Below are 23,522 nucleotides of genomic sequence, written 5' to 3' on the forward strand. Positions count from 1 at the left end.
ACGCTTACCTTTCGCAAGTCCTTGCAGGGCAAGGGGCTTCGTAATCTTGCCCTGGTGGAAATAGGAGTTATTGCAATTCGATTAAATATCCATAAGCTTGGATACAATCTAGCGGTGGAGGCTTTTTTGGTATGAATGATTCGTCTTTAGTGAATATTATCTCTGGCTATAAAATGATTAATTTTCTATTTTTGTTTTAAATATGATGAGCAGATCGCATTAAGAGCTTTAGAAAAGGCACGAAGCCAAACTGATGAGAGGGTTCATGAGCTTTAATAGTGGCTTCGATTCGGTTTTCAATCGGCTGCCTTTACTCTAGGTGTTATCTGACAGCCAAATGAAAATCGGAGATAGTTAGCCACTTTCTAAGGCTCAACACTAAAGCGAAACAACACTCTTTATCTCTTCCAAAACCTCGGCGTTAGCGATAGCCCCGAGGTTTTCTACATTTTTGCCATTGATCACCTGTTTCACTGCCAACTCCACCAGTTTGCCAGAGCGTGTTTTTGGCACGTCGCTGATCGCAAATATCTGGCTTGGCACGTGTCTTGGCGAACAAGAGGATTTGAGTTTGCTTTTGATGGCTGTCAGTAACTTTTCATCTAAACTCACACCTTGCTGCAGCTGAACAAACAGCCATACCTGTTCATTGCGGTCGATGTTTTTACCGACTGCTATCGAATCGATGATGCCGTCAATGGTGTTCACTTGCTGATAGATTTCGGCCGTACCAATTCGCACGCCACCGGGGTTGAGTGTGGTGTCGCCTCGCCCGTAGAACAGGTAGCCGCCATGTTCGCTCTGTGCGACTTCATCACCATGATGCCACACATTGTCGAATCTATCCCAATAGGTGCTGTGATAGCGCTCTCCGGTGTCATTCCAAAAGCCAGCGGGGAAGTTGGGTAGGGAGTTGGTGCATACTAATTCGCCACGTTCGTGATCGACCTTTTGACCAGACGAATTGAACACCTTGATGTCGACGCCGAGCCCGGCCTGTTGGCAATCACCGCGATACACAGGCGAGATTGGGTTACCCAAAACAAAGCAGCCACAAATATCCGTGCCGCCAGAAATCGACGCTAAATGCAGGTCTTGCTTGATGTGCTTGTAAACGTAATCGAACTGCTCTGGGTAAAGCACAGAACCCGTCGAGCACAGTGTTCTTAATTGAGGCAGAGAGTGGCTGTCGATTGGTGAGAGTTCGGCTTTCTCAATCGCTTCTATGTACTTGGCTGAGGTGCCAAATGTCGATACGTCAGCACGCTGCGCTAAATCCCATAGAACGTTAGGTTGCGGGTAAACCGGGCTACCATCAAAGATAACCAAACAAGCACCGCTGGCGAGCGCAGATACGTGCCAGTTCCACATCATCCAACCACAAGTGGTGTAGTAGAACACGCGATCTCTTGGTTTAATATCGCAATGAAGCTGATGCTCTTTTAGGTGGTTGATGGTAGTGCCACCGACAGAATGCACTATACATTTGGGTTTGCCTGTGGTGCCGGAAGAGTAGAGTACAAACAACGGTTCATTGAAGCCGACACGAGTAAATCGAAGAGGTTTTGTCTGATAGTGATTAATGATGCTGTGCCAACTTTGGGGTGACACATCATGTTTAACTTTGTTTTTCTTTAATTCGTTCTTCTCTAAATCGCTCTTCTCTAAATCGCTCTTCTCTAAGTCATTACTCGGTTTCAAATAACCGATCTCACACACCTGTTTTAATTCGTTTAAGTGTTCGATGATTTCACGGTTCTTGCCCGCCATATCGAACGTTTTGCCATTGAAGGTGTAACCGTCACAGGTGAACAGCACCTTAGGTTTCACCTGTCCGAATCGCTCAATCACACTCTCTACTCCAAAATCAGGCGAGGTCGATGTCCAAATCGCGCCTAAGCTGGTGGCGGCTAGCATGGCTATCACGGTTTGTGGCAGATAGGGAGTATACGCAGCAACTATATCACCTTGTTTCACTCCGCTATCGACAAGCCATTGCTGAACACTAGAGACAGCTTCACACAGGGTTTCCCATGTATAACTCTGTTGTTCGCCACGTTCATTCTCAAACCAAATCGCAAGCTCATCAGGCATGGTGTGTGCCAAACGCAGCAAGTTCTCGGCGTAGTTTACTTGTGCATTGGGAAACCAAACCGCATCACGGTTCGATTTAGGCTGCTGCCAGCGGCTCCCACCTTGAGCTTTGATGGTCTCGCTTTCTGCCTTGTTAATAGAGTCTTGTGAGCCGACTACTCCACAAAACTGCCATACGTTTTGCCAAAATGATTCCGGATGTTCCACAGACCATTGATGGAGTTCGGTGTAGCTTTTTACGTCCCTATCTAGGTTTAACCCAGACTGTTCAAGGCTATCGATAAATCGGGTTAAGTTGGCATCGGCGATACGCTGCTCGCTTGGCTGCCAAATGGGCTTATTGCTTTCGTGCATTCCTTTACCTTTAACAAAAAGTTAACGTTTTCAGTCTGGTATTTAGGTTTTACAAAGTCAAAAGTTCAGCAAAATAAGCGCTTGGTGGAATTGTGTAAATAAAATGTTACACGATCGCTTGTTTCGAAAAATCGCGCAAATTGGCGCTTATAAGGAGTGGAGATAGGCTTAAAGTGAGACATTCGAAAGGAGGAGTGTAATGACTCAATATCATTCTAAGCCCGTGAGCCAAGAGGGATGGGTTGAGTGGAGCCTCGAAGAAGACGCTATTTGGCACGACTTAGTGAAAAGGCAACTGGACGTGATTAATGACCGCGCATGCGATGCTTATTTGCACGGTTTGACCTTGCTGGATCTACCATTAGACAGAGTTCCCCAGCTGCCAGAGATAAATAAAGTGCTAATGGAAACAACCGGTTGGCAAGTTCAGCCTGTGCCTGCATTGATCGATTTCGACCGATTCTTTGATTTGCTCGCCAATAAGAAATTCCCAGTTGCGACATTTCTGAGAACGCGAGACGAGTTCGATTACTTACAAGAACCTGATTTCTTTCATGAAATTTTCGGCCATTGTGCCATGCTCACTAATGCCGATTTCGCGGCTTTCACTGAGCATTATGGAAAACTAGGCCAAGCCGCCACATCTAAACAGCGCGCTTATCTTGCCCGTTTGTATTGGTTTACGGTTGAGTTCGGTTTAGTAAAAGAAGGCCAACAACTGAAAATCTATGGCGGTGGCATTCTTTCGTCTCCAGCGGAAACTATGTATGCGTTGGGAGGGGATTTGGCCGTTCGCGAGCGGTTCGATCTGCAAACGGTTTTAAGAACGCCTTATCGTATCGACATCATGCAGCCGAAATATTACGTGATCGACGAGCTATCTGAGCTCTTTAAAATCAGTCAGGAAAACCTATTACAGCAAGCTGATCTCGCCATCGATGCGGGGTTACTACCACCACTTTTTGAACCCAAGGAACCAACACATGTTGAATGAACAAAAATGCGAAGCCTGCAGTATCGACGCGATTGCCCTAAGTAAAGATGAACAACAATCTTTACTGTTGGAGTTGTCCGACTGGCAGATCATCGAAAGAGACGGCATCCCGCAGCTTGAGAAGGTGTTCAAGTTTAAGAACTACAAGCAAGCATGGGCATTCAGCAACATAGTGTCAGAACTGGCAGAAGAAGAGTTCCACCATCCTTCGATCTTATTGGAGTGGGGCAAAGTCACCGTCACTTGGTGGAGCCACTCAATCAAAGGCCTGCACAAAAATGACTTCATCTGCGCCTCACGCTGCGATGTGTTCGCGGTGAGTGAATAGTTTTGTAGGTTAGGAGTTACTCTTGCAACCTCTGTGATGCGATTAACTCATTATTCGGCTCATAATGTGAGTTGAATAATTGCCTTAAACAGCTCATAGTATGAGTTGAATAAGTGATACTTTCGCATCATGGGGTGTAATATGTGGATTTGGCAGCAAGATAATTGGCCAAACTTTGTTTGGGATAATCAGAAAATAGGCGTGAGGTTAAGAGAAGTACGGCTTAATCAGGGCATTCTATTGGGCAAGATTACCTCACAGTCGGCAGATCAATCCCAAATCATGCTCGACACCTTATTAGCGAACATAGTCCATTCCAGTGCGATTGAGGGAGAAAAGCTTAATGCTTTCTCGGTCCGGTCTTCTTTAGCCAATAAACTCGGTGTCAGTGAAGATCGACCTTTTCCAACGACAGAACAAACCGATGGCCTAGCTGAAATTATGTTGGATGCGGTGCAGAACCTAACAGAGCCACTAGCGCTTGATAGGATCTTACATTGGCACGATAGACTGTTTCCTCAAGGCTACACCATGTTTAACCCTGTAATCGGAGGTCAGCTAAGAGGTGACACTCCCATGCAAGTGGTATCGGGAAGAATTGACCGTCCGACCGTACATTTTGAAGCGCCTAGTCGAGACATTCTTGATGCTGAGCTAGATGCGTTTATCACATGGTTTAATGATTCACTTACCGACGCCACACTCGATCCTCTATTGCGAGCCGCAATCACTCACCTTTGGTTTATCACCTTACACCCGTTAGATGATGGTAATGGTCGTATTACTCGATTGTTGACCGACTTGGCGTTAGCACAGGCCGAGCAGCAGTCGGTACGCTTCTATGCGATGTCGGTGGGAATTCTCGCTAACCGCAAGCATTACTACGAGATATTGGAGCGAACCCAGAAAGGGGGACTCGATATTAGCGAATGGTTGATGTGGTTCTTAGATACGTTAGACGAGACGTTTACAGGGGTTTTCGCTGAGGTCGATCAAACCGTTTATAAGACCAACTATTGGCGAAGCATCGACCAAACGAAGCTTACAACAGAGCAAGTAAAAGTGCTGAATAGGATGCTCGATGGCGATTTTTCCAAAGGTATCAATGCCAGCCAATATCAGAAAGTAGCCAAGGTGAGTAGTGCCACCGCAACACGTCATTTGAGCGCATTGATTGGACATGGCTGCTTGGTCAAATCTGGTTCTGGCGGACGAAGCACCCGCTATCTATTGCCGAAGTAGATCTATACACCTATTCCTATACTTAAAAGCTGCCAATGTTCAGACTGAATGTTGGTGGTTTTTTGTTGATAATGTATTAAAGTCCAAGCTATAAACGCTTTACATTTCATTGTCTAAGTTATTATGATTATTGAATATTTAGTAATTTAAAATCTAAGGGGTTGAGGTGAAACTTTTGTCACTGCTAGACGTTCAGTTTAATCCACATAGAAGCTTTATAGCGCTTCCAATTGTTTGGATTGTTACATTAGCGATTATAATTACATCTTCTATTTGTGCATTTTTGATAGTGGTACATACTCCCTTACGTTGGGATTTATCCGCAGCGGGTTTTAATAATTTCGTTTCAGTCTTTCGTTTTCCTCTTGGAATTTTGGCTCTAATTATACCAATCATTGCATTGTTGGCTGCTAACCACAGATCTGAACAAACGAAAGAGCAGATAAGGGTAACAAATCAACAAAATACGTTCTCAAATCATTACAAGCATCTAGAGGAATTTAAAAAATATGTGGATATCTTGCAGCTAGATGATTTTGATGACGTACTGCTTCGTAAGCTACATAAAAAGATGTTTCCACGGTCACTTAACGGGGAGATGAGTCTAGATCTTAATGTGGCAGTCCAATTTACTCGCTCATGTAATAATATAATCGATACACTTAACAAAGATTCAAGCCTTATGGGGTGCACCCAAGCTTTGAATGAATGTAACTATATTTATAACGACTTACACTTAAGGAACTCATTTAAATTGCCAGAAGTTAGTAAAGCCGTTGCGTTAAAAATCATCGACAAACAGTTGTCTTTAATATATTCAGTGCTTATGTTTGCACACGATTGTCATGAGTCGGTTGAAGTTTCATATCGTAAAGCGCGAATTGAAGTGAATAAAGCACTACAGCTTAAACAAGCTAGTTGATGGAGTGTTCTAACTAAACGCACTTTCCCAAACTAGCTTGACCTGCATCAGTGACTTGCTTGGTTTCTTGTCTCATAAATCCTTTCTACTACTCATAGTATTGGTTTTATGAGGCTGCTCTATGATATATTTCTCGGCCAAGTGTATTACAGACGAAGGCTAGCAATGTCTATCAACCTTTCACTCCTTCCACCCAGCGAGAAAAATAAAATCGAACTGGATAAGCAAGCATCGTTTCTTGTATGGAAACTGAAGCAAGCGAAATGTGGCCCTGAAGCCATTGTTGAAGAAGCAATGAAGCTAGGTGACCCAGAAGAAAAGGCTTGGTTTGATCAGTCTGTAGAAAAATACAAACGGGTAATGGGTGTCGCATAAACGCAGACAAACCTTGCCCAGCAGTGCTGTAGAATTGAAATGACACAGTAATTTGCTAGAATTTGCACCGTTAATTGAATCAGAGAGAAGATCCCGATGGGAAGAAGTTTTGAAGTGCGCAAGGCCTCAATGGCGAAAACTGCAGGCGCAAAAATTAAAGTTTATTCTAAATACGGTAAAGAGATTTACGTACTGGCTAAGAACGGCAGCTCTGACCCAGACATGAACCTACCTCTTAAGCACCTGATTGCTAAAGCGAAGAAAGACCAAGTACCAGCACACGTTATCGAAAAAGCGATCGATAAAGCGAACGGCGGCGGCGGTGAAGACTTCCAACCAGCTCGCTACGAAGGTTTTGGCCCAGGTGGCACAAGCGTAATCGTTGACTGTCTAACTGACAACGGCAACCGTACTTTCCAAGACGTTCGCCAATGTTTCGTTAAGACTGGCGCGAAAATCGGTGTTGAAGGTACTGTTTCTCACATGTTCGCTCACCAAGCTGTATTCCAGTTCAAAGGCGAAGATGACGAGATCATCCTAGAAACGCTTATGATGGAAGACGTAGACGTGACTGACGTTGAGCTAGAAGACGGTGTAATCACTGTATTCGCTCCAACGACTGAGTTCTTCAAAACGAAGACTGCACTAAACACTGCGTTCCCAGAGCTAACGCTAGACGTTGAGGAAATCACTTTCGTTCCTCAAACGACTACACCAGTAGCTGAAGAAGATTCTGAGAAGTTCCAGAAGTTCTTAGACATGCTTGACGACTGTGATGACGTTCAGCAGGTTTACCACAACGCTGAGCTGTAATATCAATCTATAATTGATAGCTTTGCTCTTGTGAGTAAATGTAGAATACAAAAAACCGAGCCTAGTGCTCGGTTTTTTTATGAACGTTATACCTGATTTTCCTTGATCATCGTTCCATAATGTACGGCTGACAAAGCGTTCTCTGGTCGCGATTTATCGCTGAACTTCATTATATTGTTCGTCTTATCCCGACATGAATCTGATTTAAGTACTCCCTGAGTATCATCGGGGTGATCGCCAAGCGTATTTAGTGTACAAAGAAAGAAAATATCAGCCAAAGGCTTTGACCCTGCTTATTGATGCACTGATTGAGAGTGTTCGATCTTTTCATAGCGATGGTTTGGTCAAATAAAAGGAGAAAGAAATGAAAGTAAGTTTTATCGGGCTAGGCGTTATGGGTTTCCCAATGGCAGGCCATCTAGTCAAAGCCGGTTTTGAAGTAACGGTATTTAACCGCACTCACAGTAAAGCGCTAGACTGGGCTGATAAACACCAAGGTAAAGCGGCAGAATCTGTGGCTGAATGTGTAGCGGAAGCTGACGTGGTATTGGTTTGTGTGGGCAACGATGACGACGTACGCAGCATGACAACCAGCGAAACAGGCGCATTGGCAGCGATGAAGCCAAACGCGATTCTTGTCGATCACACTACAACGTCTGCAGTTCTGTCTGAAGAGCTTGAAGTGGCAGCGAAGCAAGCCGGTATTCGCTTTATGGATGCACCTGTATCTGGTGGCCAAGCGGGCGCAGAAAATGGCGTGCTAACCATCATGTGTGGTGGCGAACAAGCGCTTTTCAACGACCTTCAACCTGTGTTCGAAGCTTACGGTAAGTCGTCAGTTCTTATGGGTAAAGTCGGCCAAGGCCAACGCGCGAAAATGGTTAACCAGATCTGCATTGCAGGAGTGTTGAATGGCTTATCTGAAGGCTTAGTGCTTGCTGAAAAATCAGGTTTGGATATTCCAACTCTGGTTGATTGTCTTAAAAACGGCGCAGCTGGTTCATGGCAGATGGAAAACCGCGCTACCACAATGGCACAAGATAAGTTCGATTTCGGCTTCGCTATTGATTGGATGATCAAAGACTTAGGTTTCTGTCTAGATGAAGCTGAGCGCCAAGGCATCCAGCTTCCACTGACTGAAAAGACCAACAACGCCTACAAGGCACTGTCTGCCGAAGGACAAGGCCGCATGGATACATCAGTATTGATGAAAGCCGTGGTTGAAGAGACAAAGAAGTAGAAAGATCGAAGTAATAGGAACTTCGTTTAGATAACTAAAAATAGCCGCGGATTAGCGGCTATTTTTTTGGTTTGAGCTCTGCCGAGTGCGTTAATCCAAAATAAATCCCCTCCTAGCCTCCCCTTGATTCATATGTAGATCCCTTGCTGATCGTGGAGAGGGGAGGAATAGAACATCGATCGTTAAAAGTGTCGATATATGTTCAGTGCTAAAGAAAGTTCTCCCCCTCTGCTAAAGATCTAGAGATATTGATGAACCCAGATTGAGGGGGAGTTAGAGGGGGAGGTAACTATGGCTAATTATGCGAATAGTGTTCGTCTAGTTCCTATAAGGTTGAGACCCCACTCACACCGCCTCTCAACCATTCACTCCTTATAATTACCATTCGTCGCATTGGTAAAACTGCACGACAAATTCTAGTTAACCTTTCAACGTCAACATTTGAAAGGGATTAGAAATCATGACTACTTCACACTCATTTAATTCAGGCTCTACAACTTCTGTGCTTAAGCGTTCATTGCTGATTGCTCTTGTTTCGTTTGCACCGTCGTTAGCTTTAGCGAACCCGAGTTCAGACGTGCTCGATATCTACAACCAAGCGGCGCAAGGCAATGAAGACTTGGTTGAGGTGGCTTATGAACGCCTTAATGACACGCTGCAACAAGACGGCGCTACGCCACTGACTTTAGTTTATTTAGGAAGCACAGAAACCCTGATGGGGCGTGATGCGTTCTTACCTTGGAACAAGATGAAGTATGTGGAGAGAGGCTTATCAACCATTGATAAATCACTGGTGCTGCTGAAAGACGAAGACCAACCAATTCATGAACAACCCCGTGTTCAAGGGCTGCCAGATTCTTACCTAACTCGCGCAATGGCCGCCGTTACTTACACCTCTCTGCCAGACATGTTTAATCATTTCGATCGTGGTTATGACCTGTTCCTCTCGCTATTGGCTGAAGATGCTTTCCAGCAACAGCATTTCGCTGTGACATCGTGGATTTACCGTTATGCGATTGAGGCATCGATTCGTGCTGAAGACCTAACGCAAGCACAAGCGTGGCTAGAGCAAATGGAAACGGCCGATGCCGACAACATCGAAACGATGACTGCGAAGGCCCTAATAGCGAAAGCGAAATAAAGGGCATGGAAGCTAAACAGTTGGTTAGTAATCAGAGGAAAACGGGATGATTGAATTTAAAGATATCGGCAAAGCATATGTCACAGGCGGTCAACGTGTTGATGCATTAAACGGGGTCGATGGCCATATCCAGCGCGGTGAAATGGTGGCGTTGTGTGGCCCGTCGGGTTCAGGGAAAAGCACACTTTTGAATATTCTTGGTTTGTTGGATATGAGCTATCGAGGGCAGATCAATATTGATGGCCAACCGTATCCGACAGAGCAAATCGCCGCTGCACGCTTTCGCCGTCAGTCGTTGGGTTTTGTATTTCAGCGCTTCAATCTGGTTCCAGTGATGACGGCACTTGAGAACGTGGCCTACCCATTGATGTTGAACCAATGTTCGAAACAAGAGCAGCAGACCAGAGCACAAGAGATGTTGGAGCGTGTTGGGCTAGGCGAATATGTACATCATCGCCCAGACAATCTTTCAGGCGGCCAGCAGCAACGTGTCGCGATAGCCAGAGCGCTAATCCACAACCCAAGCTTAGTCATTGCCGATGAGCCGACCGCTAGCTTAGACAGTCACACCGCCAACCTTGTGATCGACATTATGAAAGAGCTCGGCCACGAAATGGGCACCACCTTTATTGTCGCAACGCATGACCCAAGAATGGCGCAGCGTTGTGACCGAGTCATTGAACTTATCGATGGTCAACTGGCACTACAAGCCACAGCAATGGAGGCAATCTCATGGGCAAGTTAACACAAAGAATGAGCACTTTTTTGCTTCCTACCTCGGTGCGTTTGGCGTGGCTTAATTTATTGAGAAACGGTCGCCGTAGTCTGCTTTCGGTATTGATCATCGCAATTGCCGTATTTGCGCTGACCTCGGCTGGAGGTTATGGGCTTTATACCTATGAATCTCTGCGTGAATCGACCGCGCGCGATACTGGTCATCTTACTTTGAGTACGCCGGGATATTTTGATCAAGATGAAGACATGCCGCTGAGCAATGGTCTAGACAATGTTCAAGCCCTAACCAAGAGCATTATTGGCGACAGCAATGTGCGTGGGGTGCAGCCGCGAGTCTATTTTAGTGGTTTGGTGTCTAACGGAAGCAAGTCGAGCATCTTTATGGGAACAGGCGTTAATGAGCGCGAGTTCGACATGAAAGGACCTTTCCTTGACGTGCGCAGCGGTCAAACTCTCTCTGATGTGAAATCTCCCAGATACGACAGCCAAGAGCCACAAGTGATGCTGGGAACCGACCTTGCTCGCAACCTCAAAGTTGCGGTTGATGATTGGGTGACACTGCTCGCCACCACCAGTGACGGCGCATTGAACGCTTTTGATTTTAAGGTGCAGGGTATTTACTCGACAGGAGTGCCTGAGCTGGATAAGCGTCAGTTATACGTACACATCACCACTGCCCAAGAGCTTTTAGCGTCAGATAAAGTCAGCACCTTGTCGGTCTTTCTTTTTGAAACCAACAAGACCTCGACCGTTCAACAGCGTATCCAAACTGCTTTAGATCGAAATAGCGCGAGCCAAAGCGAACAAGGTACAGAGATCGAGATCACCCCATGGCAAGATCGTGCGTTTTTCTACACCAAGGTTAAAGATCTTTACGACCGGATCTTCGGCATCATGGGCGCAGTGATGGCGTTGGTGGTGTTCGTGTCGCTGTTTAACACCATGACCATGTCGGTGACCGAACGCACTCGTGAAATTGGCACCTTATCGGCACTGGGTAGTTACCCTTCTGAAATCGTGGCGGGCTTTTTAAAAGAGGCGGGATTGCTGGCGGTGATTGGCAGTGCGATAGGCGCGCTAGTGAGTGGTTTGGTGTCGGTGTTATTGCTGGTGGTTGATATACAAATGCCACCACCTCCGGGTCGAACCGAAGGTTACCCACTCAACATTTACTTCTCATTAGAATTGGTTGGTTACGCCACTTTAGGTGTGCTGACGATATGTTTGCTAGCTGCTTATTTCTCTGCTCGCAAAGGCGTGAACAAGCCAATCACGGAGGCGCTGGTTTATGTGTAAATTTACTCGTTCACTCACTGTTTTAGGTTCTGTATTGGTTTTGGTTCTAGCATCGACGCCAAGCTGGGCAGTCGATTCACAACAAGTCACAGAGATGATCGCCAAGGCGGATAGCTATCGCTTGAACAGCGAACAGGCGTCTAAAGTGGTTTCTCTGGTCGCGCTATATCAAGACGAGCAACTAGACAAAACCCGCGAATACAACGTCTACACAAGACCAAACCGAGAGTCGCTGGTCGTGTTCAAGTCGGCGGTCGAGGCGGGTCAAAAGATGCTGATGATAGAGGACAACTATTGGTTACTGATGCCGAAATCGCGCCGACCTATCCGAATCACACCAATGCAGAAACTCTTGGGTGAAGCTTCGGTAGGGGACATTTCGACGCTCACTTGGAGCGAAGATTACCAAGGTAAGTGGGTTGCCGAGCAACAGGTTGAGAGGTCGACTGGCGAGACACTCGATACTTATCATCTAAAGCTAACGGCGAAAACCAAGGGTGCCAGCTATCAATCGATTGATCTGTGGTTAACGGCAGACCGAGCGTTTCCTGTTAAAGCGGATCTGTATCTGCGTTCTGGAAAACTGGCCAAGCAAGCTTGGTTTACTGAAGGCGTGCGAGATGGCTTGCCAAGTGTAGTTTCGATGACTTTGCTCGATAAGATTCAACCAAGTAAGAAAACCGTGATTGAGTACCGCGAGGTAAGCGAACAAGCTTTAGCGGACAAATACTACAACCCTGCTTACTTATCACGTAATAGCGTGTCTGGGCTTTAGGTGGGTGCCATGAAAGCTTCTAGTCGTCGATTCCACATCAAGCCTTTAATCGTTACTTTCCTTGTGCTGCCTTGTATGAGTAATACGACTCAAGCGGACGATCTGAACCTAGCCTGGGACTGGCAATTGAGTGCTGAGGCCGTTGAATCGAGAGAGTCGCCATTTAACCCTTTCGTATCTGACAATCGCCAGTCACTCAATGGTTTTTTGGATCTTGAGGTTGGATATGGCAATTGGCTTGGCCTGTTTGCCGTGAAAGCCAATGATATTTTGACTAATACTCCTCAAGACCAAGACGCGAGCTTTGAATCGGAATTCATTGTGCGCGAGCTGTTTTGGCAAGGTGGTGTTGAACTGTCTAATTCAGCGTTCGGTGACCACTATCTTGATGTCACGCTTGGCAAGGTTCGTTTGGATTGGGGCGTGGGCTATGGCTATCGACCGTTAGACATCATCAAACCTTATCGACAAAACCCAGTGGGCATTGTCGCAGAAGAGGGCGCAGGTGTTGCCTCGGCGTCACTGTTCGATATGACGGGCGAATGGACACTGCTTTACAGCGATTCGTCATGGACTTCCCAAGACGTAAATGAATTCGAAAAGCAGAATCAGCAACAAGGCTTTGGGATACGTCGTTACAATCTGGTTGGCGACCACGAATATCAATGGATCGCTTATTACGACGATGTACGCCACGGCTTGCTTGGAGCGAGCTTGGTGTCGGTATTAAATCTCGCGTGGGAGTTTCACGGTTCGATGGTTTATCAGCGACAAAGTTTGGGTTACAGCCAGCCTAACTCACTGCATAAACCGGTTTATCTAGAAGAGCAGGGCGAGGCTTACCAAGCCTTACTCGGACTGATATGGGGCAACGAGACGGGCCACAATGTGGTACTGGAATACTGGTTTGATAGCCGCGCTTGGAGTGACTCTGAGTGGCAAAGCGCTTTAGAGAATGCGGAATCTTTGTCTCTTAATCCCATGACAACATCGTTGGCGGGCTCTTACGCTCAAGGCTATCAACACGCCAATTTGGTTCAACACAACCTCATGTTTCACTGGTCTTTGGACTCGACACATGGCTGGCTTGAAGATATCACGCCAACATTTGATGTCATGCTGTCTCCACAAGACGGTGGCTTTATTGCTACGCAGTGGCTCAATTATCAGGCTTTCGATAATGGCGATTCATCGTTGGAATTGGAACTTGCTGCACGCTTTCTAGGCGGTAAAAGTGATTCTGCTTACGCCAACTTACCGGATAGTCATATGATTCTTTTAAATATCAAAGGACGATTTTAATGGACACTTCTTCAAACAGTCGCTTTTCATGGATTAAAAGCTTCGCGTTCACTACGCTATTTTGCGTTCTTATTGCAATTACAACCAATACGATTTGGGGAGGCGGATTAACGGTTAACCTGGCAATCAGTTTTGGCTTTGGCTACAGCGCCGTGGGTTCTTCTTTCATCTTGGTGAAGTTGTTTAAGAGGACATCTCGAACGCTTGAGGTGGGTATCTCAATGGTGATCGCGATGACCTTTGGTACCTTGAACGCACACTATTGGTTGAACGGGTATTTCGGGGCTAATATCTCGGACCTTAAATCTGTAGTCTTGCTCGGTGTGATCTTCTGTTCGGTTTGCTATTACTATTTCTATACTCGGGAGCAGCAGTTACGTGCCGATAACGAATTGGAAGTGGCCAAGCGTCGTCAGGCCGACCAAGAAAAGGTGGTGGTGCTAAGCCAGCTTAAACAACTGCAAAGCCAAATTGAACCGCACTTCTTGTTCAACACGCTTGCGACCATCAATGTATTGATTGAGAGTGACAGCGCGAAAGCCAAGTTGATGCTCGAAAAACTGACTGACTTATTGCGTGTAACTCTGAAAAACAGCCGCACTGAACAATCGACCATCGCACAAGAGGTCGACTTGTTAGACGCTTATCTTAATATCCAAAAGATACGCTTGGGTGAGCGCTTAACGTTCTCGATTGAAACACACGAGATTAGCGATTTGCAGGTGATTCCACCGTTCTTGATTCAACCTTTGGTCGAGAATGCACTCACGCACGGCATCGAGCCCAAAGCCGCTGGTGGCCAAGTGAATATTCGTATTACTCAACAAGCACAGCAGCTAAAAATTGAAGTGGCTGATAATGGCGCTGGGTTGAAAACGCCTTCTGCGAATACGGGTCACGGTGTTGGGTTAAGCAATATTCGTCAAAGAATCGAAACCCTGTATGGTGATAAGGCGAGCCTAACGATTACTGAACACGCTGAAGGCGGGGTAGTCTCGACGATCTTGTTACCGTTGACTGAGGCAGCCGCCTAGAATTACAGATCAGAAAACACCGAACAGTGACGCAAAATAGACGATTTACAGTGTGAATTTAAAGGACTAACCATGAACAACCCAACAGTACAGCCGAGCGTAACGGCGATAATCGCAGACGATGAAGCACTGTTAAGGCACCACTTAGACAAGAGCCTTGCTGAGGTTTGGCCGGAGTTAGAAATCGTCAGTAAAGCACAAAACGGTTTGGAGGCGATGGAGAGTATTCAGCAGCTTAAGCCCGACGTGGCTTTTCTCGATATTCGTATGCCGGAACTGGATGGTATCTCTCTGGCGAAACAACTCAACAAGTTAGATTCACCGCCATTGATTGTGTTTATCACGGCTTATGACGAATACGCGGTCAAAGCTTTTGATCACAATGCGATGGACTACCTGCTTAAGCCAATCAATGAAGAGCGTTTACTGGCCACATGTCAGAAAGTGCAAGCGCGTCTGTCGAGCAATCAAACACAAACAGGTACCACGCCAGAACAGCCCGATATCACGGCGTTAATGGCTCAGCTTCAACAACTATCCCAGTCGACGTCACAGCAAACGCAGCCTCCTTATCTATCGGAGAAAAAGTATCTCACATGGCTCAAAGCCAGTGTAGGGGAAGACATTCACCTAATCGCCGTCGATGATGTCGCTTACTTCAAAGCAGAAGACAAGTACGTGTCTATATTTAAGAAGGGTCAAGGGGGATCGCTAGAGGAGTATATTCTTCGCGTGTCACTAAAAGAGTTGATAGCGCAACTCAATCCTGATGAGTTTTGGCAAATCCACCGTTCAGTGGTAGTGAAAGTTTCCGCCATTGATAAGGTGAAGAAAGGGCTCTCAGGTCAGATGTCGGCGTATGTGTCAGGGGAAAAGCTACCCATCAGCCGCGCCTCACAAGCGTTGTTTAAGGGTATGTAGAGAACTGGCTGAAATTTATGTAGCTTATTGATTTTAAATAGATGTAGTTAGCGAGTCTAAAATCGATTTAATAGGCTCTTATCTAAATGCCTATTTAAATGAGCACAGCGATCTTACATAACGATTGGTGATTTATAAAATAAAGATCCAGATCACAAAGATACTCATCAGGTTCAATATTAAATAATAATCGTTAGCTCAATCTGTATATTGTCGATGAATGACATTAAGAGGTTGTTATGAAAACATATTATTTAGCGACGGCTCTATGCCTCACCTTAGTTGGCTGTAGCTCAACATCAAAAACTACCGAAACGCCAATCCAGCCGGATCCGGCATGGACTTCAGGCCAACTAGAAAATGGCCTTACTTATCATGTTTATCCAGATCATGAAGAATCCGTATCTGTTCGTTTAGTCGTGCACGCCGGTTCGATTCAAGAGACTTCTCAACAAGAAGGCTACGCGCACTTTTTGGAACACATGGCATTCAATGGCAGTAAGAATTTCTCTCAGAACGATGTGATTCGTCTATTCGAAGACGCAGGCGCTAGCTTTGGTGCTGATATTAATGCCTACACTTCTTATGAAGAGACGGTCTACCAGTTAGATTTGCCAGATAACATCCAATTGCAGTCTGCTTTGACGTGGATGCGTGACATTGGTGATGGCCTGGATCTATCAAGTTCAGAAGTCGAAAAAGAAAAAGGCGTGGTTCTTGGTGAGTTCCGTATGGCTCGCCTCGATGATAAGTCATTCGGAGATATATATTATGATTACTTCGTTGAAGGCGGCCCGTACCAATCGCAAGATGCATTAGGGACTAAATCGTCGATCGTGAATGCTACTCCTCAAGGCATCACCAACTTTTATCAGACTTGGTATCAACCTCAAATAGTTGAGCTGGTCGTTTCTGGTGATGTGGACATCAAAACTGTGATTCCACTTATTGAAGAAAAGTTTTCTAGCTGGGAGCGTGGCGATACGCCGAGACCAGAGAAACAGAAAACGACCTCATTCAATGAAGATGATTATGTTGAGTACGCAGGAAGAGAAGCGCCAAGCATCACTCTGACGTTTAACCGCGGTTCAAATATAGTTGAAAATCATGCTCAGCAGAATCAACGCAGGTTAGATGAAACCGCTCAGCAATTGATTCAACGACGATTAGAAGCGGTGTTCAATGATGCCGCGTTCCCGACTCAATGGATTGCATCTGATAGTTATCGAATGGGCGCTTTTTACTATTCGTCAATAAGTGTTGGGTTTCCGGCTGGAGACCGTGAAGTTATCCAACAAGATCTGCTTTCTACATTGGCATCATTGCGTGATTTTGGTGTTTCGGAAACGGATATTGCTGGCGAACTGTACTACTACCAAGACTTGCTGGATAACATCGAGCATAACTGGGATAAAATGGACAGTGTTGAACACGCGAACTACAAAGTGAGTGCGTTAGTCAATGATCGAATAGTCCAATCACAGAAAGATTATCAAGCAAGCTTGGAAGCTTTCATCGCTAACTTGAGCCTTGAAGTGATTAACGACAACATCAAGAATCTACTTTCTGATGATTACTTTATTGTTATTGGGATGGATGACAATGAAGACAGAACCGCGATCATCAACTCTCTCGATAGTTTAAAAGCCACGTATAGCGAGGCGGGAGTTGCGCCGCTTGCGATTGGAACAGCCAGCGCTTTTGCTGTACCTAGCTCGCAAGGCGAGGTTGTACTTGCTGAACAAATGTCTATTGACCCATACATCCAAAAGTGGACGTTAAGCAATGGCATCGACATGTGGTACCTGCGTGATTATGAGGCAGGTGATGATGTTGGGGTGATGTACATGAGCCTCGGCGGAAAAGCCGCTTTGGATCCGAGCTTGTACCCAGCTGTTGAGGTTGCGTTACCTACCTTCGCTCGAAGTGGTGTCGGTGAGTTTACGGGCTCTGAGCTTTTAGCGTACTTTGATCGTGAAAATATTAGCGCCGATTCTTTCATTGGTAATACTCGTCATGGTATTGAATTTAATATCAATAAAGACGGACTTAAAGATACGTTTGCTGCGCTTTATACCTTCATAACTGCGCCTAAAATTGTTCCCGAGCAGTTAGAGGCAGTGAAACAGGAGTTTGTACAAGGTCAAGAATCTTTCTTGAGCAGCCCTGTCGGTCAGTTTGAGCGCGCAAGAAACCAGAATATCTATCGTCAAGACAGTGGCCACCTCTTTGTTGATAAAGAACGTGTTGAAGCGGTTTCTGTGGAAGACGTCGCTAATCTTCATCAGCAATTGTTTGGTCAAATGAGGCATAACCAATTGGTGATCGTGGGTGACATCGACCCAAGTGAATTAAAGCCTTTGGTTGAGCAATACTTGGCTTCGATTCCATTAGAAAAAGCTGAGGTTCCTGAATTTAAGGTGGCTTACAAGCAGCCATCTGAATCACGCATTGATTTAGCGATCAACAATGTGAATAGTGCAGAGTACATCCTACGAGTTATCTCTGAGCCTAGCGTTGAAGTTAAAATGTCGGCAAAAGATGTTTTCATGGAAGACTTGCTGCAGCGCTTGCTGGCGACTCGTTTAGATACCTATATTCGTGAAGAGTTGAGCTTAGATTACTCGCCATATGCGTATTCAGCATCCGCAGATAGTGAGCTGAGTGGTGAGTGGGTTATCGGGGCGATGGTAGCGCCGGAGAACGTTGACCAAGTCGAAGTGGCGATCGATAAAGTGATTGCAGACCTTTTACAAGGCGTCTCTGAAAAGGAAATGCACGCAGTCGTGAAACAGTTTGAAGCGGACTTCACGCCTCTCGAGATGAGCTCTATTGACCAAGCATGGTACCTGTCTCGTTATTTACTTCATGGTTACGATATCGAAGCTTTGTCTCAAGTTGAGCGAGTGGCGAGGTCGATTACTGCGGAAGACATGAATCAACTTGTCCAACGCATCTTTGGTGAAAATAGCCGTAAGGTTAAGAACATCATGCGTCCTAAAGCCTAAAGCCTAAAGCCTAAAGCTTGAAACCAACAGAAAGAGACAACTCAAAGCCAAGCGAGCACCGCTTGGCTTTCTTGTTTTCCCACCATTCATAACGTCTATGCCTCACCTGTTGTTAAGCCGTTTTAGATCTATGTAAATCTAAATTTTGAGATCGCTTAATCGGTTGCATCGTATCATTTTCTAAAAAAATGTTTTAAATCAAGACAGCGTTTCATTTGTATTGTAGATTGACGATCTACGAGAATGTTGTTTGGATATTAGATTGCTTAAACTGGGTACCCGATTAGTCTTAATGTTGTTTTTACTGAGCTTTGGCTTAGTGAATTCTAACGGCTATTCGTTTCCTTCTAAGCCATTTCAAATATACTCGGCTCAAGAGCAATCTTCACAGAATGAGCAATCTTCCTCGATAAAACAGTGTAAACAAGCCGCTACGGATAACCCGTCGAGCTACTTCGAGTGCAACAAAGCTCAGTTTGGCACCGTGCCTTCTGGTGACAGTTCTAACTATCACGACACCGAATCAAGCCTTCAAGCAGCAAACTTCAGACGTATGCTCAGTAATGAGCAAGAAAGCGTGGCCGATCTTGAGCCTGCTTATCACCTACTGATCGACTTCTCTCCCCCTTCATTACTGGCTTCTCTGCTTTTCAACACACCATTGTTGGATTCCAAGCAGCACTGGACCAGCATTGTGAGTTCTCCGTCCTCCCGGCTTGCTGGGTGGAAAGAGGGCAACATCCAATACTCGCATTTCCGAGAACTTCTTAGCTAATCGTTTGACCCTAAATTGGTCGTATCGATGGTCACTTGTGCCCGTTGAACTCGCCAGTTAATCAAAACAAGCATAGCGACATCAGCTTTAGCATCACTATCTTTCAATCAGCTTGTTCTGGTCGTGATTAGCCATCGCTCGTGTTCGCAAAATATTAGACATACCAATCGTAGTAAATAACTGGTCACCCTAGCTGGTTAAAATGCTCGATCACTGCTTTTTTCTGGTGCTATTTTTGAGCACGTATTTACGGTGATTGGTAGAAAGAAGAGATCTTGACTGTGAAAAAACGCATTCAAAGAAAACAAATAAACCACTACTCAAAGTGGAAATACGTGGTGCTTATCGCCACTATCATCATCATGGTTCTGAGTGCTTTACCTTCTTGGTATGGCGAGAATGCGTCGGTTCAAATTAACAACCGTTCTGAACAGACCATCGATGCGAGTCAAATTACCCAATACCTTGCGAGCGAAGGCATCCAAGCTAAATCGGCATTTCAAAAAAACAAACGTTTAGTCGTGATCTTAGAAGACGCTGAACAACAAGCGAAAGCCAAAGAGGTGCTGAATGAGCGCCTATTGGATAACGCGACGGTTGCGCTAGCGATGGAACCAGCAGCACCTAGATGGCTAACTGACATGGGCTTTGCGCCGATTCAGTTAGGCCTTGATTTACGTGGTGGTGTGCAGTTCTTATTAGAAGTGGATATGGAGCCTGTTTATCACGCGCAAGCTCAAGCGATGGTCGACGAGGTGACCAGTCAGGTGCGTTATGCCCGCGGTAAAGTGGTGAACAACCAAGTTCAGTTTGATTTCCGTACCGACGCCGATTTCGAAAAAGCCCAGAAGCTGATTCGTCAAGAGTTCCCACAATGGCTACGTAACCGCTCAGATAAATCGCTAACGTTAACTCAGTCTGAAGAAGAACAAAGAACGCTACGTAACCTAACCGTTCAACAAAACCTACAGATCATGCGCAGCCGTATTGAAGAGCTAGGCATCACTGAGGCATCGATTCAACGCCAAGGAGAAAGCCGTATCCGTATCGAATTACCGGGTGTACAAGACCCTGCAGCTGCGAAAGACGTGATTGGTGCTACGGCTTCATTAGCGTTCTACTCTGTGTACGACAACGCAACGCGCAATACTCAAACTCTGAAAGATTCAGATGGTAATCGTGTCGTGGTTGCTCGCAAAGCAGTGCTGAGCGGTGAACACATTATCGATGCGCGTAGTGGCATTGGTGAGATGGGCAGTGCAGAAGTAAACATCACGTTGGATTCTTCTGGTGGTAAGAAAATGTCTGAGTTTTCTCGCCATAACATCGGCAAGCCAATGGCGACCGTTTACAGCGAATACAGCCGTGACAGAGCCGGTAACAGCGAAAAAACCAGCGAAGTAATCAGTGTGGCGAACATCCAATCTCAACTGGGTAGCCGCTTCAGAATCACTGGTGCAGGCAGCATGGCAGAAGCACAAGAGCTTGCTCTATTGCTACGTGCCGGTTCATTAACAGCGCCTGTTACCATCATTGAAGAGCGTACTATTGGCCCATCTCTGGGTGCTGAAAACGTAACGAATGGCTTTGCTGCTTTGGCTCTTGGCCTTGGTCTGACTCTCACGTTTATGGCGCTATGGTACCGCCGCCTTGGTTGGGTCGCGAACTGTGCATTGGTGGTTAACATGACCACGTTGTTTGGTTTGATTGCCTTGCTACCGGGTGCGGTGTTAACTCTGCCGGGTATTGCGGGCTTGGTACTGACCGTCGGTATGGCGGTAGACACTAACGTGCTTATCTTCGAGCGTATTCGAGACAAGATGAAAGAAGGGCGCAGCTTTGCTAGCTCTATCGATCGTGGTTTCGATAGCGCATTCTCGTCAATTTTCGATGCTAACGTCACCACCATGATCGTTGCTGTGGCTCTATACACCATTGGTAATGGACCGATTCAGGGCTTCGCTCTGACTCTAGGCTTAGGTCTTCTAACCAGTATGTTCACGGGCATTTTTGCTTCACGAGCGATCATCAATTTGGTTTGGGGGCGTGACCAACGCCACGATGTAAGGATTTAAGCATGAGTACTTCAAAAATGACTATTTCAGACCGCTATTTTTCAAATAGCTATATTTCGGATAAGAATATGACTCGCCTTCGTAAGGTGATGTCTGCGATATCTATTGTGCTGTTCATGAGCTCTGTGATGCTGGTGGCGGTGAAAGGTTTTAACTGGGGCTTGGACTTCACAGGTGGTGTGGTTGCCGAGGTTCAGCTCTCTGATCAAGTCACCAAAGATGCGTTAAAAACAAAACTTGATACAGCTTTCCAACAAGACGTGCAAGTGGTTGGTATGGCAGAACAGGATCGCTGGACAATCCGTTATAGCCAACTGACAGACGCTCCACAGCCAAACTTAGTGGATGCTTTGTCTTCTGTAAGCGACCAAGTAAAAGTGCTTAACAGCAGCGTGGTTGGCCCTCAAGTTGGTCAAGACATGGTTGACCAAGGTGGCTTAGCGGTATTGGTGTGTTTCCTAATGATCATGCTGTACCTGAGTGTACGTTTTGAATGGCGTTTAGCACTCGGCGCCCTTGCCGCGATCATCTATGACGTGACGCTTATCTTGGGTCTATTCGCTTTTACTCAGTTTGAGTTCAACCTGACCGTATTGGCGGCCGTGCTAGCGATTCTCGGTTACTCATTGAATGACTCGATCATCATCGCCGACCGTGTACGCGAAATGCTGCGCGGCAACCCAAACGGTGATACTGATAACCTGCTTAACGAATCGGTTAAAGCGACCTTCTCACGCACCATGGTGACTTCAGGAACAACGCTAATTACCGTATCTGCGCTTTGGCTACTTGGTGGAGCCGCGCTGCAAGGTTTCGCTATTGCACTCGTTGTCGGCATTGTCAGCGGTACGTGGTCTTCAGTTTCTGTCGGCATCACACTGCCTAAGTTACTTGGCCTACAGCCTTGTCACTACCAAGTGAAAGCGCCAGTAGAAGTTGAGGGTGAGTACCCTTAGTCAAGCTAAGCTAGCTTATGCACGCTAGGCCGATTTACTTACGCTATTAACCTAAATCAATAATGAAAGCCCCTGAACTCACTTAGCCCCCTAAGTAAGCTCAGGGGCTTTATTTTTTATAAGAGTCAACTGGTTAGAGAAAAGTGAGCCTATTTCAAAAAACGATGGATTGAGCAGGCAAGCCCTCATGATATGAAGTATGTTTAGATGACGTTCGTAGAAATGAGGCAAGGGAATGGAATATCGACATCAATGTCATGTAGGCGACCATGGTGATGCGCTAAAGCATCCAGTATTGAGTGCACTTGTTCAGTCATTAATGCAGCAACATTCACGCCTCAATGTTATCGACACGCACTCTGGTACAGGGTGTTATGACCTCACCACCGCACCAAGTAATCACGCCGGTGAGTTTGCTGAAGGGGTCGGGTACTTGTGGCGCAATAAGGCTTATCTTCCTCCGGCATTCGCTTCTTTTATGTCGGTACTGGAATACTACAATCCGAATCAACTTATCTCTTTGTATCCGGGTTCTGCTGCCATCACTTACCAACAAGGTCGCAGCCAAGATAGCTTCTATTTTTCAGACATTCAGCAAGATGAAGCTGATTTACTGCAAACCAATATTGAGAAGTTACAATGTAACCTAGATATTTCAAGCAAGCTTACGATTAGCGCAGGTGATGGGCTTAAAGCGTTACCTGATGACGTTGCTAAACATGACAACCACCATCTGATTGTTATCGACCCACCCTATGAAACCGATTCAGAATATCTCGCGGTGGTTGATGCCTTGGTTAAGGCGTATCAGCAATCTGAGAAGGTATCTGCACTAATTTGGTACCCGCTCTACACGGATGACAAGAGCTCACTGATTTTGAACCACTGTGTGACCGCAGTGAAAGATGGTTTGCTGCCAAGTCCTATTAAGTCGGAGCTTCGCCTTCGTGATCCTAAGGGGGATGATCGCCTGATCGGTAGTGGTTTACTGTTGTTCAATCCTCCCCAAGGCATTGCGGGAACGGTCGCGGATACGCTTGATTATTTACACAGCCAACTCGCCACTAATGGTGAAGGCTACTGGCAAATGAGAAGCTTATAGATCTGATTTTTATGGGTTTTATGATGGTTTTCTAGACATC

Annotated in this window: 20 protein-coding genes and 1 pseudogene; 20 read left to right on the plus strand and 1 reads right to left on the minus strand. The window is 45.9% G+C overall.

Annotated features, from left to right (window positions below):
* Positions 1-378: 378 nt before the first annotated feature.
* Positions 379-2,448: an acetoacetate--CoA ligase gene (locus ACED41_RS19795; RefSeq protein WP_371725520.1), complete on the minus strand. Its 2,070-nt coding sequence runs from the start codon at positions 2,446-2,448 to the stop codon at positions 379-381.
* Between the two features lie 199 nt (positions 2,449-2,647).
* Between ACED41_RS19795 and phhA the strand changes: the two genes are divergently transcribed.
* The 20 genes and pseudogenes from phhA to rlmJ all read left to right on the plus strand — a co-directional run bounded on the left by phhA (position 2,648) and on the right by rlmJ (position 23,482).
* Positions 2,648-3,442 carry a phenylalanine 4-monooxygenase gene (phhA, locus tag ACED41_RS19800; protein ID WP_017065113.1) on the plus strand — a complete coding sequence of 265 codons (795 nt, stop codon included), beginning with the start codon at positions 2,648-2,650 and terminating at the stop codon, positions 3,440-3,442.
* The gene (locus ACED41_RS19805) at positions 3,432-3,770 is read left to right on the plus strand and encodes a 4a-hydroxytetrahydrobiopterin dehydratase (RefSeq protein WP_371725521.1); all 339 of its coding nucleotides are present in this window, start codon (positions 3,432-3,434) and stop codon (positions 3,768-3,770) included. Before phhA ends, ACED41_RS19805 begins: the two co-directional genes overlap by 11 nt.
* 141 nt (positions 3,771-3,911) lie before the next feature.
* Complete coding sequence (locus tag ACED41_RS19810; protein ID WP_371725522.1) at positions 3,912-5,012, plus strand: Fic family protein; 1,101 nt, start codon at positions 3,912-3,914, stop codon at positions 5,010-5,012.
* A gap of 166 nt (positions 5,013-5,178) precedes the next feature.
* Complete coding sequence (locus ACED41_RS19815; RefSeq protein ID WP_102285515.1) at positions 5,179-5,934, plus strand: hypothetical protein; 756 nt, start codon at positions 5,179-5,181, stop codon at positions 5,932-5,934.
* 165 nt (positions 5,935-6,099) lie between these two features.
* Positions 6,100-6,309, plus strand: a complete 210-nt coding sequence (locus tag ACED41_RS19820; RefSeq protein ID WP_004732615.1) for a DUF3283 family protein — start codon at positions 6,100-6,102, stop codon at positions 6,307-6,309.
* A 96-nt stretch (positions 6,310-6,405) separates the two neighbouring features.
* The gene (locus ACED41_RS19825) at positions 6,406-7,122 is read left to right on the plus strand and encodes a YebC/PmpR family DNA-binding transcriptional regulator (RefSeq protein WP_010432326.1); all 717 of its coding nucleotides are present in this window, start codon (positions 6,406-6,408) and stop codon (positions 7,120-7,122) included.
* A 187-nt stretch (positions 7,123-7,309) separates the two neighbouring features.
* Positions 7,310-7,474, plus strand: a pseudogene (locus ACED41_RS19830) (LysR family transcriptional regulator); the annotation flags it as partial.
* A 12-nt stretch (positions 7,475-7,486) separates the two neighbouring features.
* Positions 7,487-8,362 carry an NAD(P)-dependent oxidoreductase gene (locus tag ACED41_RS19835; protein ID WP_017070192.1) on the plus strand — a complete coding sequence of 292 codons (876 nt, stop codon included), beginning with the start codon at positions 7,487-7,489 and terminating at the stop codon, positions 8,360-8,362.
* 460 nt (positions 8,363-8,822) lie between these two features.
* Positions 8,823-9,503, plus strand: coding sequence for a hypothetical protein (locus ACED41_RS19840; RefSeq protein ID WP_017065104.1), 681 nt, complete (start codon positions 8,823-8,825; stop codon positions 9,501-9,503).
* A gap of 46 nt (positions 9,504-9,549) precedes the next feature.
* Positions 9,550-10,248 (plus strand): ABC transporter ATP-binding protein, encoded by a 699-nt coding sequence (locus tag ACED41_RS19845; protein WP_017067011.1) that lies wholly within the window; start codon positions 9,550-9,552, stop codon positions 10,246-10,248.
* On the plus strand, positions 10,236-11,534 hold the full coding sequence (locus tag ACED41_RS19850) for an ABC transporter permease (RefSeq protein ID WP_371725523.1): 1,299 nt from the start codon (positions 10,236-10,238) through the stop codon (positions 11,532-11,534). Before ACED41_RS19845 ends, ACED41_RS19850 begins: the two co-directional genes overlap by 13 nt.
* Positions 11,527-12,309 (plus strand): outer membrane lipoprotein-sorting protein, encoded by a 783-nt coding sequence (locus ACED41_RS19855; RefSeq protein ID WP_371725524.1) that lies wholly within the window; start codon positions 11,527-11,529, stop codon positions 12,307-12,309. Before ACED41_RS19850 ends, ACED41_RS19855 begins: the two co-directional genes overlap by 8 nt.
* A 9-nt stretch (positions 12,310-12,318) precedes the next feature.
* A complete protein-coding gene (locus tag ACED41_RS19860) occupies positions 12,319-13,611 on the plus strand; it encodes a hypothetical protein (protein ID WP_371725525.1) in 1,293 nt (430 codons plus the stop codon).
* A complete protein-coding gene (locus ACED41_RS19865; RefSeq protein ID WP_371725526.1) occupies positions 13,611-14,645 on the plus strand; it encodes a sensor histidine kinase in 1,035 nt (344 codons plus the stop codon). The genes ACED41_RS19860 and ACED41_RS19865 overlap by 1 nt, the downstream gene beginning before the upstream one ends.
* 72 nt (positions 14,646-14,717) lie before the next feature.
* Positions 14,718-15,566 (plus strand): LytTR family DNA-binding domain-containing protein, encoded by an 849-nt coding sequence (locus ACED41_RS19870; RefSeq protein ID WP_017066907.1) that lies wholly within the window; start codon positions 14,718-14,720, stop codon positions 15,564-15,566.
* Between the two features lie 239 nt (positions 15,567-15,805).
* Positions 15,806-18,574, plus strand: a complete 2,769-nt coding sequence (locus tag ACED41_RS19875) for a M16 family metallopeptidase (protein ID WP_371725527.1) — start codon at positions 15,806-15,808, stop codon at positions 18,572-18,574.
* A 292-nt stretch (positions 18,575-18,866) separates the two neighbouring features.
* The gene (locus ACED41_RS19880; RefSeq protein ID WP_371725531.1) at positions 18,867-19,349 is read left to right on the plus strand and encodes a hypothetical protein; all 483 of its coding nucleotides are present in this window, start codon (positions 18,867-18,869) and stop codon (positions 19,347-19,349) included.
* A gap of 275 nt (positions 19,350-19,624) precedes the next feature.
* On the plus strand, positions 19,625-21,424 hold the full coding sequence (gene secD, locus ACED41_RS19885) for a protein translocase subunit SecD (protein ID WP_371725528.1): 1,800 nt from the start codon (positions 19,625-19,627) through the stop codon (positions 21,422-21,424).
* Positions 21,425-21,426: 2 nt separating this feature from the next.
* Positions 21,427-22,380, plus strand: a complete 954-nt coding sequence (gene secF, locus ACED41_RS19890; protein ID WP_017061264.1) for a protein translocase subunit SecF — start codon at positions 21,427-21,429, stop codon at positions 22,378-22,380.
* A 235-nt stretch (positions 22,381-22,615) separates the two neighbouring features.
* Positions 22,616-23,482: a 23S rRNA (adenine(2030)-N(6))-methyltransferase RlmJ gene (gene rlmJ / locus ACED41_RS19895; RefSeq protein WP_171732649.1), complete on the plus strand. Its 867-nt coding sequence runs from the start codon at positions 22,616-22,618 to the stop codon at positions 23,480-23,482.
* Positions 23,483-23,522: the final 40 nt, after the last annotated feature.

The sequence above is a fragment of the Vibrio sp. 1F255 genome (genome assembly GCF_041439145.1).
GTDB lineage: Bacteria > Pseudomonadota > Gammaproteobacteria > Enterobacterales > Vibrionaceae > Vibrio > Vibrio crassostreae_C.